This is a genomic window from Spirillospora sp. NPDC000708 (assembly GCF_040299565.1).
Lineage (GTDB): Bacteria > Actinomycetota > Actinomycetes > Streptosporangiales > Streptosporangiaceae > Spirillospora.
In genome coordinates this window covers 1-13399 of record NZ_JBEPCJ010000110.1, presented here as the reverse complement: position 1 = coordinate 13399, position 13399 = coordinate 1, and the positions used below count along the sequence as shown (strand labels likewise).

At 76.3% G+C, this 13399-nt stretch carries 11 protein-coding genes and 1 pseudogene; 5 read left to right on the top strand and 7 right to left on the bottom strand.

Annotated features, from left to right (window positions below; all coding sequences use genetic code 11):
• Positions 1 to 58: 58 nt before the first annotated feature.
• Positions 59 to 811, bottom strand: a pseudogene (locus ABT299_RS45620) (LLM class F420-dependent oxidoreductase); the annotation flags it as partial.
• Between the two features lie 81 nt (positions 812 to 892).
• Here ABT299_RS45620 and ABT299_RS45615 point away from each other — a divergent pair.
• Positions 893 to 1387 carry a MarR family winged helix-turn-helix transcriptional regulator gene (locus ABT299_RS45615; RefSeq protein ID WP_190852476.1) on the top strand — a complete coding sequence of 165 codons (495 nt, stop codon included), beginning with the start codon at positions 893 to 895 and terminating at the stop codon, positions 1385 to 1387.
• Here ABT299_RS45615 and ABT299_RS45610 read toward each other — a convergent pair.
• Positions 1384 to 2088, bottom strand: coding sequence for a cupin domain-containing protein (locus ABT299_RS45610; protein WP_500254610.1), 705 nt, complete (start codon positions 2086 to 2088; stop codon positions 1384 to 1386). The genes ABT299_RS45615 and ABT299_RS45610 overlap by 4 nt on opposite strands.
• A gap of 159 nt (positions 2089 to 2247) precedes the next feature.
• Between ABT299_RS45610 and ABT299_RS45605 the strand changes: the two genes are divergently transcribed.
• Entirely contained in the window at positions 2248 to 4131 is a 1884-nt protein-coding gene (locus ABT299_RS45605) for a GTP-binding protein (protein ID WP_500254609.1), read from the top strand.
• Between the two features lie 61 nt (positions 4132 to 4192).
• Here ABT299_RS45605 and ABT299_RS45600 read toward each other — a convergent pair whose 3' ends face one another.
• Positions 4193 to 5125, bottom strand: a complete 933-nt coding sequence (locus ABT299_RS45600) for an NADP-dependent oxidoreductase (RefSeq protein ID WP_500254619.1) — start codon at positions 5123 to 5125, stop codon at positions 4193 to 4195.
• Between the two features lie 151 nt (positions 5126 to 5276).
• Positions 5277 to 5861 carry a Uma2 family endonuclease gene (locus ABT299_RS45595; protein WP_190852472.1) on the bottom strand — a complete coding sequence of 195 codons (585 nt, stop codon included), beginning with the start codon at positions 5859 to 5861 and terminating at the stop codon, positions 5277 to 5279.
• A 204-nt stretch (positions 5862 to 6065) separates the two neighbouring features.
• Here ABT299_RS45595 and ABT299_RS45590 point away from each other — a divergent pair, with 204 nt between their 5' ends.
• Together ABT299_RS45590 and ABT299_RS45585 are read left to right on the top strand one after the other, a co-directional pair.
• Positions 6066 to 6626 (top strand): DUF1707 SHOCT-like domain-containing protein, encoded by a 561-nt coding sequence (locus ABT299_RS45590; protein WP_500254608.1) that lies wholly within the window; start codon positions 6066 to 6068, stop codon positions 6624 to 6626.
• 112 nt (positions 6627 to 6738) lie between these two features.
• On the top strand, positions 6739 to 9468 hold the full coding sequence (locus ABT299_RS45585) for a sialidase family protein (RefSeq protein ID WP_500254607.1): 2730 nt from the start codon (positions 6739 to 6741) through the stop codon (positions 9466 to 9468).
• Between the two features lie 204 nt (positions 9469 to 9672).
• On the opposite strand, the gene ABT299_RS45580 is transcribed toward ABT299_RS45585, so the two are convergent.
• From ABT299_RS45580 to ABT299_RS45570, 3 genes are all read right to left on the bottom strand, one after another.
• Entirely contained in the window at positions 9673 to 9861 is a 189-nt protein-coding gene (locus tag ABT299_RS45580) for a hypothetical protein (RefSeq protein ID WP_190852465.1), read from the bottom strand.
• Between the two features lie 197 nt (positions 9862 to 10058).
• The gene (locus tag ABT299_RS45575) at positions 10059 to 11948 is read right to left on the bottom strand and encodes a DUF8508 domain-containing protein (RefSeq protein ID WP_500254606.1); all 1890 of its coding nucleotides are present in this window, start codon (positions 11946 to 11948) and stop codon (positions 10059 to 10061) included.
• Positions 11949 to 12087: 139 nt separating this feature from the next.
• A complete protein-coding gene (locus ABT299_RS45570; RefSeq protein ID WP_151598811.1) occupies positions 12088 to 12279 on the bottom strand; it encodes a ferredoxin in 192 nt (63 codons plus the stop codon).
• 300 nt (positions 12280 to 12579) lie between these two features.
• Here ABT299_RS45570 and ABT299_RS45565 point away from each other — a divergent pair, with 300 nt between their 5' ends.
• The gene (locus ABT299_RS45565; RefSeq protein ID WP_500254618.1) at positions 12580 to 13308 is read left to right on the top strand and encodes a class I SAM-dependent methyltransferase; all 729 of its coding nucleotides are present in this window, start codon (positions 12580 to 12582) and stop codon (positions 13306 to 13308) included.
• Positions 13309 to 13399 lie beyond the last annotated feature (91 nt).

Below are 13399 nucleotides of genomic sequence, written 5' to 3'. Positions count from 1 at the left end.
GGACGAACCGTTCGAGGTCGCCCAGCGGGACGCTCATGGGCGGGACGACGATCAGCCGGTCGACGCCCGCCTCCGCGTAGTCCCGGACGGACCCGGCGTCCGGCGGGCGCGGCGGCGACACCGAGATGTGCAGGGGCCGGTCGCGGCCCGCCTCCCGCGCCGCCTCCCGCAGCCGCGCGACCGCGTCGGCGGCGGCGCGTCGGCCGAGCATCCAGCCGTACCACCCGTCGGCCTCGCGGGCGGTGCGGCGGAGCGCCGCCGGGCCGTGCCCGCCCATGACCACCGGCACCGGGCGCTGCACGGGGCGCGGGTGCGCGTCCACGCCGGCGAAGTCGGCGTGCCGGCCGTGGAAGGCGGGCGCGTCGTCGTACCAGAGCGACCGCATCGCGGCGAGATGCTCGTCGGTGCGCGCCCCGCGCTCGCCGGGCGGGACTCCGAGGGCCCGCAGTTCGGGCTCCAGGTACCCCGCCGCCAGGCCGAAGACCAGCCGCCCGCCGCTCAGCACGTCGACGCTCGCCAGCTGCTTGGCCAGGATCAGCGGGTTGCGCTGCGGCAGGACGATGACGCCCGTGCCGAGCGCTATCCGGTCCGTGGCCGCGGCGAGGTGGGTGAGGGAGACGACCGCGTCGAGGAACGGCGCCCGCGGGTCGAGCGGCGAGGGGTCGGTACGCGGGCTCGGCAGGACGATGTGGTCCCCGGCCCACAGCGAGTCGTATCCGAGCTCCTCGGCCAGCGCGGCGATCCGCGCGGAGCCGCGCGGGTCGGCGCAGGCGTGCAGGTTGAGCCCGTAGAGCCCGAGAGTCAATGCCATGGCTCAATAGTTGAACTTTTCGATTATCCAGTCAAGCGATGGTCGATGGGCATGATCCTCGAACTGCTATAGCCTGGCGGAATGGCGGAGGAGAGGCCCATGCGCGGCGGGCTGCCGGCCGGGCTCGCGTCCGTGACCGGCTTCCAGCTGTCCAAGTGCGGCTGGTGGATGGAGCAGCGGCTGGAGGAGGCCCTCGAACCGCTCGGCCTCCGCGTCCGGCACTTCCTGGTGCTGGCGATGCTGAGCTCGTCCGGCACGCTGTCGCAGCAGGAGATGGCCGGCTACCTGCTGCTCGACCCCACGCTGATGGTCGGGCTGGTGGACGACCTGGAGGAGCGGGGGCTCTGCGAGCGCGCCCGCGACCCGAAGGACCGCCGCCGCCACTCCGTCCGCGTCACCGACGAGGGGCGCGAGGTGCACCGGCGCGCGCGTGCGCTGGCCGACGAGGTGGGCGCCGAGGTGTTCGGACCGCTGTCGCGGGACGAGCTGCGCACCGTCGCCGGCGCGATCGAGCGGGTGATGGAGCCGTTCTGGACCGAGCAGGCCGTCCGGCCGCGCCGCAAGACGGCCCGCTAGGGGCGGGCGCGGAAGTCGGCGAAGTCGAAGCCGGGGGAGACCACGCAGCTGACCAGCACCTCGTCCGCCCCGGCGGGGCGCGCCGCCTGCCAGACGCCGGGCGGGACGACGGCCTGCGGCGCCTCGCCGCCCGCCACGTCGGCGCCCAGCGTGACGGCCTCGGGGTCCGCGGCGGGCTCGTCGCCCGACCCGCCGAGCAGCAGCGTCAGCGGGCCGCCGCGGTGCCACAGCCACATCTCCGCCGAGCGCACCGCGTGCCACATCGACTCCTCGCCCGGCGGCAGCAGGAAGTAGATGCCTGTCGCGGTCGCCCGCTCGCCCGGGTAGCCGCCGGGGACGAACGACACGTCCGACCGCCACGTCTCCCGGTACCAGCCGCCCTCGGGGTGCGGGAGCAGGTCGAGGGCCTCGGCGGTGGCGGGCCGGTCCAGCAGGGCGACGTGCCGCCCGTCCGGCCCGCGCCGGACGTACCGCACCGCCGCCGCGGCCGACTTGTCGATCACCCCGCGCGGCGGCCGCAGCCCCGGCTCCGGATCCAGCGTCACCGCGACGAGCTGGCCGGCGTCGCCGCCGTACACGTCGTCGGCGATGGCGAGCAGGTCGGGCTCGGAGTCGGGCGCCCACACGGCGCCCGCGTCGGACAGGACGAACCGGGGCCCGGGCTGGTCCCGCCAGCCGTCGAGCGTCGTCAGCAGCAGCACCGTCCCAGGCTAGTGCCCGGCGGAAAACCGGTATGGGCGTCGGGGGGCGTGGTGGCACCATGGCGCCCGACAACCATCGAGCGGCGGAGGCGAGATGCGCCAGGTCTTCGGAATCTCACAGCCCATTCCGGACGAGAGCTTTCGAGGACCCCACCGCCCATGCCCACGCTCAACCTCGGCATCCTCGCGCACGTCGACGCGGGAAAGACCAGCCTGACCGAGCGGCTGCTGTTCGACACCGGCGCGATCGCCCGGCTCGGCAGCGTCGACGCCGGCGATACCCAGACCGACCGCGGCGAGCTGGAACGCGGCCGCGGCATCACGATCCGGTCGGCCGTCGCGCCGTTCCGGCTCGGCGCGCTGCGCGTCAACCTGATCGACACCCCCGGGCACGCCGACTTCGCCGCCGAGGTCGAGCGGGCCCTCGGCGTGCTCGACGGCGCCGTCCTGGTGCTGTCGGCCGTCGAAGGCGTGCAGGCGCGGACCCGCGTGCTGCTGCGGGCGCTGCGCGCGCTCGCGCTGCCCACCCTGATCTTCGTGAACAAGATCGACCGCACCGGCGCCGACCCGGACGCGGTGCTCGCCGCGCTCCGCCGCCGGCCGGGCGTCCGGCCCGTCCCGCTGAACCGGGTGCGGGACGGCCGGGCCGTGCCCTGCGCGCCGTCGGCCGAGATCCTCGCGGACGGCGACGACGCCCTGCTCGCCGACTACGTGGACGGCCGCGCCACCCCGCCGGACGCCGTGCGGGCGTCGCTGCGCGCGCAGACCGCCGCCGGGACCGTCCAGCCGCTGTACTTCGGCTCGGCGACGACCGGTGCGGGCGTCGGCGACCTGCTCGGCGGCATCGCGTCCCTGCTGCCTCCCGCCGGGCCCGGCGACGGCGAGACGCGCGGCACCGTGTTCGCCGTGGAGCGCACCGCGTCCGGCGAACGCCTCGCCTACCTGCGGCTGTTCTCCGGCGAGCTGCGGCCGCGGCAGACCGTCGCGTTCGAGGGCGGACGCGGCGGCCGGATCACCGGGCTGGACGTCGCGGGCGCCCCCGGCGAGCCCCTGACCGCCGGGAACATCGCCGCCGTCCGGGGCCTCGCCGCGGCCCGCGTCGGCGACCGGATCGGCCCGCCCGTCCGGGACGTCCCGCCGTTCCCGCCGCCGTCGCTGGAGACGGTCGTCCGCGCCCGCCGCCCCGCCGACGCGGGACGGCTGCGCGCCGCGCTCCTCGACCTCGCCGACGAGGACCCGCTGATCCGCGCGCGGCCCGCCCCGTCCGGCGCGACGTCGGTGCTGCTCTACGGGGAGGTGCAGAAGGAGGTCATCGCGGCGCGGCTGCTCGCCGAGGCCGGTGTCGAGGCCGTCTTCGAGGAGAGCCGCACCGTCTACGCCGAGCGGCCGGCCGGCACCGGCGAGGCCGTCGAGGAGATGGACTGGCGGCGCCGCGTGCCCGACTTCTGGGCGAGCGTCGGGCTGCGCGTCGAGCCCGCCCCGCGCGGCTCGGGCAACGCGTTCCGCCGCGAGACCGAGCCGGGCGCGCTGCCGCACGCCTTCGACCGCGCGATCGAGGAGACCGTCCACCGCACCCTGGAGCAGGGCCTTCACGGCTGGCCGGTGACCGACTGCGCCGTGGTGCTGACCCGGTCGGGGTTCGCGGGTCCGGTCAGCACCGCCGCCGACTTCCGCGGCCTGACCCCGCTGATCCTCATGGCGGCGCTCGCGCGCGCGGGCACCCGCGTGTACGAGCCATGCCACGCGTTCGAGGCGGAGGTGCCCGGCGACGCGCTCAGCCCCGTCCTCGCCGCGCTCGGCACCCTCGGCGCCGCGGCCGTCGAGCCCGCCCCCGGACCCGGCGGCTGGACGATCAAGGGCGAGATCCCCGCAGGGCGCGCGCGGGAGGCGGAGGCGGCGCTGCCCGCGCTCACCCGCGGCGAGGGCACCTGGTGGTCCGAGCCGTCCGGCGAGCGCCCGGTCACCGGCGCGCCGCCCTCGCGCCCGCGCACCGGCGGCGACCCCCTGGACCGCGCCGCCTACCTCCGCCACCTCGGCCGCTGACCGGCCCGACCACGGCCCGATCACCCCGGCTCCATCACACCGGCCCGACCACACGGCCCGATCACACCGTGAGGACGATCTTGCCCGACACCCGGCCCGTCTCGCCCCGCTCGTGCGCCTTCGCGGCGTCCTCCAGCGGCAGCACCGTGTCGATCTCGGCGCGCAGCTTCCCGGACGCCGCCAGCCCGGCGATCTCCGTCATGGCGTGGAAGTCCGGCTCGACCAGCAGCGTCTCGAAGCGGACGCCGCGCTCGGCGGCCTGCTCCGCCATCGAGGGCGGCTGCGCGCGCCCGGCGATCGCCACCAGCACGCCGCCGGGCCGCAGGGTGCGCAGCGAGCGCGGCGCGTAGTCGCCGCCGATCGTGTCGAGCACCACGTCCACGTCCCGCGCGGCCTCGGCGAAGTCGACGTTCTGGTAGTCGATCGGCTCGTCCACGCCGAGGTCGCGCAGGAACCCGTGCTTCGGCGCGCTCGCCGTCCCGATGACGTGCGCGCCCCTCGCCTTGGCGATCTGCACCGCGAGATGCCCGACCCCGCCCGCCGCCGCGTGGACGAGGACGCGCTGCCCCTCCTGGAGGCCCGCCGTGTCCACCAGCGCCTGCCACGCCGTCAGCGCGGCCAGCGGCAGCGCGCCCGCCTGCACGTGGTCGATCTCCGCGGGCTTGCGCACGAACGTCCGCGACGGCGCCACGACGTACTCGGCGTGCGAGCCGACGCCGCCCGGGTAGCGGAGCATGCCGAACACCTCGTCGCCCGGCTTGTGGATCGTCACCCCGAACCCGACCTTCTCCACCACGCCGGACACGTCCCAGCCCAGCGTGAACGGCGGGTCCGGCAGGAAGATCTTCATCGCCCGGTGCTTCCAGTCGGTCGGGTTCACCCCGGCGGCCCGCACCCGGACCAGCACCTCGGTGGGCCCCGGCTCCGGCCGCTCGACCTCGACCAGCTGCAGCACCTCGGGCCCGCCCAGCACGTCCTGCCTGATCGCCCGCATCCGCTCCGACATGGCGTTACTCCTCTTCTCGGTTGCGACGCACTCACTCTGCCCGGCCGCCGCCGCGGCAAAAAGTGGCGAGATCGCCAACAACTGAAAGGATTCGGCCAACGCCCCGGCGGCGGCGCACGGCCTGCGCCTGCCCGGGGCGTCAGTCCATCTCGGAGAGGCGGACGGGGTCGAAGCTGATGGGGAACGGCGCGTCCAGCGTCACCGTCTCGCCGGAGCGCGCCTTGCCCGCGACCTCGTAGCGGCCGCCGGCCAGTTCGAGGAGGGTGATCGACGGGCGGGGCTCCAGGTCGATGATCCAGTAGTGCGGGATGCCGGTCGCCGCGTACTCCTCGACCTTGCGGACGCGGTCGATCTGCTCGTTCACCGTGCGGGGCGTCACGACCTCGGCGACCAGCATCAGGTCGGGGCCGTAGTAGGTGCGGGTCTGCCGCTCCAGCGCGGCGCGCGCCACGTCGCGGGCGACGGCGAACACGTCCGGCTTGCGGACGCCCGCCGGGGTCGTGACGTCCTGCGGCGCGCCCGCGACGTGGACGTCCGCGTCGGCCTGCCGCGCCGCGTCCTTCAGGATCGCCTTCAGCGCGTCGGCCGCGTGGTCGTGCCACAGGTCGCCCGGCAGCTCGTTCAGCCAGCCGTCGGCGAGCTCGTAGCGCCTGCCCTCCTCGGGCATCGCGTCCAGGTCGTACAGCGTGTACGGGCCGTGCGCACGCCCCGCCGTCCCGCCCATGACCGTCCCCCCTCAATCAACGGGCTGATCCGAATCTACCGGCCGGACGCCCGCGAGTCCGGCACCCCATGATCGCGAGGCGATCCCGGCGAATCTCTCGCAAACCGAGCGAGATCGGGTTAAGATACATCGCGACTCCGCTTGACCCTCCACCCGCCGGAAGGTCCAGGCTGCGGGGAGGAACCGCCGCGAAGGAGATGTGAGATGACCGTCGAGCAGCGAAAGGGCCTGCGCGCCTCGGACGGCGACCGCGACCGGGTCCTCGTCCGGCTGCACACCGCCTACGCCGAAGGCCGGCTCACCGAGGCCGAGCTGGACGAGCGCATCGACCACGCCCTCGCCGCCCGCACCCAGGCCGACCTGGCCGAGGTCTCCTCCGACCTGCCGGACGCCCCGGTCGCCGCCGGCCCCGCCCCCGCCGAGCGCGGCCCCGCCGGGCGCTTCCAGATGGCCTACAAGAGCACCGTCCGCCGCACCGGCCGCTGGCGCCTTCCCGAGAAGTACACCACCGTCGTCTACAAGGGGCACTCCCTCCTCGACCTGCGCGCCGCCGAGCTCGACGGGCCCGTCACCACGATCCGCGTCCTCGCCTACAAGTCGACAGTCGAGGTGATCGTCCCGCCGGGCGTCCGGGTGGAGAGCGGCGGCATGGGGGTCTCCGCCGACCTGTCCGGTGCCCCGGGGCCCGACGCGCCGGTCGTCCACATTCAGGGATTCGCCTATAAGGGGGAGATCGTGGCGAAAGATCGGATCCGTCCGGCCTGAGGTGATAGAACGCTCCAGCGGCCTGATCGGCCGCCGTTCGCGCCGTTGTCCCGACATGCACCGGCGCGGCGCGGTTTCATAGTGGTCCCCAGGACCGTGTGAAGGAGCATGTGTGACGGCGAGGACCCCGGAGCGGAACGGCACCCCGTCCCCGGCCGGTGCGGAGCCCCCTGCCGATGATCGGCCCGCCGGATCGCGCGCGGTCCGGCGACGGCTGACGTTCGGTGTCTCCGCCGACCTCGCCGACCTCCCGGCGGCCCTGTCGCCCTGGCAGCGCGCCTACGAGGCGTGGCGCGCCGCCGGCATCCGCTGGGGGCACGGGGCGCCGCCCCGGGAACGCGCCGCCGCCCCTGAGCGCGCCGCGCCCGCGAGCCGCAACGCCATCCGCGCGGACGCCCCGCCCGCCGCCGCCCGCCCCGCCGAGAAGCCGGAGCCCGAGCCCGCGAAGGCCGAGCCCGCGAAGGCCAAGGACGCGAAGGCCCCGGCCGCGAAGACCGGAGACCCGAAGGCGAAGGGCACGAAGCCAAAGAAGGCGAAGGGCGCGAAGGCCAGGTCCGCCGGGTCCGTCGTCGCGGCGGCCACGGCCCCGGCCGCGGCGCCGGTGAAGACGGGCACCGCTGAGGCGCCCGACCCCAAGGACGAGCCCCCGGCGCCCACCGCCGAGCCGCAGCCGACGGCCGACGAGTCCGCGCCGAACCGGGGGACGCGGCGGCTGCGCGTCGCCATCGCGGGTGCCGCCGGCCTGGTGGTCGTCGCGGGCGGCGCGATGTTCGTGCTCGACCAGGGCGGCGGCGGTGCGAAGAAGCCGCGGCCGCCCGCCGCCGTCCCGGCGGCCGCGCTGTTCGGGACCGACCCGGCGGCCACGACGGACGGCCTCGTCCAGGACCTCGCCGTGGTCACCGCGTCCGGGCGGAAGGTCGTCGCCGCCGGGACGGAGGGCGACGGCACGCCGGGGCGGGAGCGCGCGCGGTTCCTGGTGTCCGCGGACGGCGGGCACGCGTGGAAGGCGGCGAAGGTGCGCGGCGCGGACGGCTCGGAGCCGCCCGCTGGGGAGCGCCCGCGGCTGGTCGCGGCCGGGGCCGGGAAGTGGGCGGCGCTCGGGCAGTCGCCCGCGGGCACGGTCGTCTGGCTGAGCGGCGGCGGCATGACCTGGACGCGGCACCTCGACACGTCCGCGTTCAAGCCGGGCGACCAGGTGAACGCGCTGGTCGCGACCGTGCACGGGTTCGTCGCGGTGGGCTCGGCGGGCGGCCGGGCGGTCGTGTGGAGCACCGCCGACGGCCGGGCGTGGCAGCGCGTCGACGGGCTGCAGGCGGGGATCACCGGGCTGGACCGGGTCGCCGCGTCGGGCGGCGTGCTGGTGACGCACGGGACGTTCAACCGGAAGGTGACGCGCAAGAAGGGCAGGAAGACCGTCACGCGGACGGTGCGGGGCGACGGCCTGTGGCGGTCCGCGGACGGCGGCCGCACCTGGACGGCGGTGGCCGTCCCGCAGGCCCAGGGGTCGCAGGGCGCGACGATCGGCCTGGTCGCGGGGCCGGGCGGGTTCGCGACCGTGCGCGAGGGGCGGCGAACGACCGGCCGCAAGAAGCCCCGGCGGACGACGCGGTTCGGGGTGCTGTTCACCTCCCCGGACGGGCAGAAATGGCAGGCCGCGGGCCGGATCTCCGTGCCGGGGTACGGCGGCGTCGAGCGGTTCGGCGGTTCGCAGGCGGGCTTCGGCGTCCTGGTGAAGGGCGCCAAGGGACGGCGCACCGTGCTGCGCAGCGCCGACGGGCGCACCTGGCAGCCGTCCGGGACGGTCGCGGAGCCGGTGCGGAGCAGCGGCCTGGCGGTCGCCGCCGGCGGCGCGGTCACGGTCGCGGGACGGCAGGGCGACGACGCGTACCTGTCCGGCGCGAACCTGGCGGCGGTGCCCGGCGCGGTGCACACCGAGTTGGCGATCCGGTCCCTCGCCGCCGGGCCGGGCCGGGCGGTCGCGGTGGGCAGCACGAACGGCGGTGCGGCGGTCTGGAGCTCGCCGGACGGCCGGGGCTGGACGCGCGGCCGGGTGCCGGCGGCCGCCGGGAGGCTGTCGGACGTGGCGTTCGGCGGGCAGGGCTGGCTCGCGGTCGGCCGCGCGGACGGCGCGCGTCCCGGCGCGCTGGCGATGACATCGAAGGACGGGACGATTTGGGCGCGCGCGACGGTACCCGCGGGCCCGCTCGCCGCCGTCGCGTCCGGTTCCGCCGGGTACGTGGCGGTCGGCGGCGGTGTCGTGTGGCGGTCGCCGGACCTCAGGACGTGGAAGCGCGCGGCGGTGGCCGGCGGCAACCTCGTGGACGTCGCGTCGACCGGCTCCGGCTACGTCGCGGTCGGCGGGCGCGGCGGGAAGCCGGCCGTCTGGACGTCGCCGGACGGCGCGAAGTGGACGCCGACGGCCGCGGTGCCGCCGGGCGGCGGACCGCTCACGCAGGTCGCGGCGCGCGGGAACGCGCTGGTCGCGGCCGGTGCGGGCGCGAGCCTGATGGTGTCGCCCGATGCGGGCAGGACGTGGGCGCGGCGCACGCCGCCGGGCGCGCGGCAGGCGACCGCGGTGACCGCGACTCCGAAGGGTTTCGTGGCGGCGGTCACGACCGCGCCGGGCGGCGCGGCCGTGTTCGGTTCACCGGACGGGAGCGCGTGGGCGCGGGTGCCCGCGCGAGGGCTCGGCGGACGCGCCGAGCGGCGCCTCACCGCGATGACGCCGGCGGGCGCCGCGGTCCTGGCCACCGGGACCGGCGTCCGCGACGGCGCCGAGACGCCGCTGCTGTGGCGGGCGCCCGTGCCGGCGGCCGGTGCCGTGCGGGGAGCGAAGTCCTAGCCGTTGCAGCCGCAGGAGCAGCCCTTCGGGCACGAGCATCCGCCGCCATGTCCGCAACTGCAGTCCTTTTTCGTCATGAGTGGAACGTAGCCCTTTGGGCGTTTTGAGGTCTATGACCCCGGCGGCACGGAGACCTGTCGCCGGAGTGGGGCACGGGCCGCCCGACGGCGGGGGGACGCGCGGGCGGCCCGTGCCGGTCCCGGGTCAGGCGTGGATGTGCAGGTCCACGCCCAGCAGGATGAGGAACCACAGGAACACGGCCAGCAGTGCGCTGCCGACCTGGCGCAGCAGCGGGACGTCGATGTAGCCGCGGTCCCAGGCGACGAACACGCCGATGATGAGATAGATCAGGCCGACCAGGCTGATGTGGTGCGACCGATATCGGAACGCCATGGGGACGTCTCCTCCCGGAGGGGGTGTGACGATCGATCGCTGCCCCGCCCCCCGAGAGAAAAACACCGGCGGGTTTCCGGATCGCACACTGACGATCTTTTCGGTACCGCCGGAATTGGGTGACCGCGGTCACCTACCGGCAGCGGTCACTCCCCGGGCAGGGTCGCTCCCTGAGCGGGGTCACTTCACGGGTGCGGTCACTTCCCGGGCAGGGCGATGCGCACCACGGTCGGGTCGTGGTCCCCGGCGCGCGCCGCGAACTCCGACGCGCGGTGCACCACGTCGAACCGGTGCCTGCTCTTGGCCAGCGACGGGCTGAGCAGGATGTGGTCGAGGTCCTCGGAGTTCCCGCCGGTCACCGCGGTGTACCGGTCGCCGGGCGGCAGCGCGGCGGGCAGGTCGGCGAGCCCCGCGCCCTTGGTCAGCGCCTGGACGGGCAGCGACGTCCCGCGGTCGTTCAGCCCGCCCGTCACGATCACGTCGGCCTTCCGGCCCGCCGCCCGCACGGACTTCACGAACCCGGCGACCACCCGGGCCTGCGCGTCGCGGCGCCACTCGGTGGGGCTGGACGGCGGCTGGTACCGGCCGAAGAGGGGCTGGTCGTCGCCGGTGCGCGGGTACCAGTCGTCGGCGACGACGATGATGCGCCGCCCCCGCCACGTGACCTCCCCGGCCAGCGGCTTGCGCGCGCCGCTCCAGGCGGTGTCCCGGGGCGCGATCCGGCCGGGGGACAGCGACAGGGACGCCGTGCCGTCCGCGCGCCGCACCGCCCTCGCCGAGGTGACGGACGGGTCGGGCTGCGCGGCGGGCGGCGTGTCGCCCAGCGGGTCGGCGGCGGCGGGCCGGTCGACGAACGCCAGCCCGCGGTCGGTGCGGAACAGGAACCCGATCCGGCTGTTGCCGCCCTTCTCGCCGCCGTCGGCGCGGTCGCGCGGGTTCACCGAGCGCCAGTCGTAGGCGGGGCCGCCCGCCTCGCTGATCGCGGTGATCAGCTGCGCGACGGTCTGGTCGGCGGCGACGGTGCCGTCGTCGTGCGGGCCGCTGTTGTCCTGCAGCCCGCTGACCGCGACGAGGTCGGGGGAGTCCAGCCCGCGGACGATGTCGCCGGCGAGGTCGCGGAAGCGCTGCGGGGGGCTGTCGGGCCCGAGGTCGGCCAGCCCGGCGGTGCCGACGGCGAGCTCGCCGGACCGCTGCGGGGACGCGGCCTCCTGCGGCAGGCCGCCGTCGGCGCGCCGCGGGGCGGCGGTGAGCAGCAGCGTGAAGTCGCCGTAGGAGTAGTCGAGCACGCCGTCGTGGGCGCCGGGCAGCCGGTCGCCGACGTTCATCGCGGGCAGCGGGGCGAGCGCGTCGTCCAGGACGATCCGCTCGGGGTTGGCGTCGCCGTCGCGCAGCAGGATGCCGCCGCGCTTGGTGCGGGTCCCGGCGCCGGCGCCGTTGGCGGGCAGCACGGGGACCTGGCCGTCGCTGGACGGCCCGACCGCGACGGCATCGCTGATCCGGACGCGCATCCCCTCCAGCGACTCGTAGAAGTCGAGCCCGCCGTGCTTCGGGTCGAGTGCGCCGCCCTTCTCGACGTCCCCGCGCCGGGCCGAGATGACGGCGGCCGGGGGGCGGCGCCCGCCCGGCCCGATCACCACGGGCGCGGGCAGCGCGGCGCCGTGCGCGGCCACGCTGGTCGCGGTCGCGTCGATCTCGGTGCGGGTCAGCCCGGCGGGCCCGCCGCCCGGCCGGTACTCGCGGACCCTGCCGTTCACCCGGACCGCGTCGCCGGGGACGGCGGACGGCCGGGTGCGGGTGAAGACGAAGACGCCCTCGGACGTCGCGGGGTCGCGGTCGGGGCGCGGGTCCTGCATCCAGAAGCCGTTGCCGGTCACGGCGGTGACGACGCCGGGGACGCCCGCGACGGCGGCGCCGTTCAGCGGCGAGACGTGCGCGGCGCCCTGGACGTCGTGGATGCGGCGGCCGGTGAGCGGCGCGGCGGCGTGCGCGGCCGGCGGCAGCGCGAGGGGGACGGCCAGCGCCGCCGCCAGCACGGACGCGAGCGTCCGGGCCGTCCGGAGAGGGCCCGCTGCAGCTGCGTACGCCACCCGCACTCCACGATCGTCTAGTCGTCCGAAGGGCACGAAGCAGGATGGCACGGGAACGGGACCGCTGACGAACCGCCGGTGCGGTCCCGCCCCTGCCGCCGCGGGCGCGGCGGCGGGCGCGGGCGGGCCGCCGGTGCGGCTACTCCTCGAGCGTCAGCGCGGCCTTCGGGCAGGAGCGCACCGCGTGCCGGACGCGGTCGGCCTCCTCGGCCGGCACGTCCGGCTTGAGGATCTCCAGCTCGTCGTCGTCGTTGAGGTCGAAGACCTCGGGGGCGAGCCCGACGCAGACGCCGTTGGCCTCGCACACCAGCGGGTCGACTCGTACTCTCATCGGCTTCTCCGTTCGCGTTCCCGGATGGGCGGGTGCGGTCCCGGGGAGGTCCGCGCGGCGGCGCGGCCCCGCCGGCCCGGTGCTCGGCGCCCAACCTACCGAACCGGGTTCTGGCGCCGGCCGCCCGCCCGGAAAAGTAGAACACGTTCCAGTATGGTGCGGCAACACCGGGGCGAGACCCGAGTCTCATTCGGTGTCGGATAAGGTGCGCGGATGACCGAAACCCCGTCTGATTTGCGCGAGGCGTCCACCGTCCCGGGGACGACCTCGGCCGCGGACCGCCCGGACGGCCCTCCCGCGATGCCGGCGCACCTGCTGCGCGCCGCCCGCTGCGCCAAGGGCTTCATGCCGGACGACGAGGGCCGCGTCCTCTACGAGACGGCCCTGGAGTACGGGGCCCGGCTCGCCGCCGCGGGGCCGCTGCTGGAGGTCGGCAGCTACTGCGGCAAGTCGGCGATCTACCTCGGCGCCGCCGCCCGGCACGCCGGCACCGTCGTCGTCACCGTCGACCACCACCACGGCTCAGAGGAGAACCAGGCGGGCTGGGAGCACCACGACCCGTCCCTGGTCGACCCCAGCACCGGCCGGATGGACACGCTGCCCGCGTTCCGCAGGACGGTCGGCGCGGCGGGCCTGGAGGACCAGGTCGTCGCCGTCGTCGGGCAGTCCCGGACGGTCTCGGCGTTCTGGCGCACCCCGCTCGCGCTGCTGTTCATCGACGGGGGCCACGCCGAGGAGCACGCGCAGGGCGACTACGAGGGCTGGGCGCCGCACGTCGCGGTCGGCGGCGCGCTGGTGATCCACGACGTCTTCCCCGACCCGAAGGACGGCGGGCAGGCCCCCTACCACGTCTACCTGCGGGCCCTGGCGAGTGGCGCGTTCGAGGAGCGCCGCGTGCAGGGCTCCCTCCGCGTCCTGGAGCGCGTCTCCGGCGCGGACCCGGCCGCCGCGCCCCGGCCCGGCGCCACCACCGGGGCCGCGGACGCCCCCGGGGCCGCAGATGGCGCCGAGGCCACAGACGCCTCATAAGCCGCGTAACGGACGTGGGGGGGGGGGGGGGGCGGCCCGGCCCGGGGGGGGGGCGCCCCCCGGGCCCCCAGCCCGCCGCCGGCGGCGGACG

Excerpts from the sequence above, each read along its gene's own strand:
- ABT299_RS45590 (WP_500254608.1), top strand. The coding sequence starts at position 6,066 with ATGACCGTCGAGCAGCGAAAGGGCCTGCGCGCCTCGGACGGCGACCGC.
- ABT299_RS45615 (WP_190852476.1), top strand. The coding sequence starts at position 893 with ATGGCGGAGGAGAGGCCCATGCGCGGCGGGCTGCCGGCCGGGCTCGCG.
- ABT299_RS45570 (WP_151598811.1), bottom strand. The coding sequence starts at position 12,279 with ATGAGAGTACGAGTCGACCCGCTGGTGTGCGAGGCCAACGGCGTCTGC.
- ABT299_RS45580 (WP_190852465.1), bottom strand. The coding sequence starts at position 9,861 with ATGGCGTTCCGATATCGGTCGCACCACATCAGCCTGGTCGGCCTGATC.
- ABT299_RS45605 (WP_500254609.1), top strand. The coding sequence starts at position 2,248 with ATGCCCACGCTCAACCTCGGCATCCTCGCGCACGTCGACGCGGGAAAG.
- ABT299_RS45565 (WP_500254618.1), top strand. The coding sequence starts at position 12,580 with ATGCCGGCGCACCTGCTGCGCGCCGCCCGCTGCGCCAAGGGCTTCATG.
- ABT299_RS45595 (WP_190852472.1), bottom strand. The coding sequence starts at position 5,861 with ATGGGCGGGACGGCGGGGCGTGCGCACGGCCCGTACACGCTGTACGAC.
- ABT299_RS45600 (WP_500254619.1), bottom strand. The coding sequence starts at position 5,125 with ATGCGGGCGATCAGGCAGGACGTGCTGGGCGGGCCCGAGGTGCTGCAG.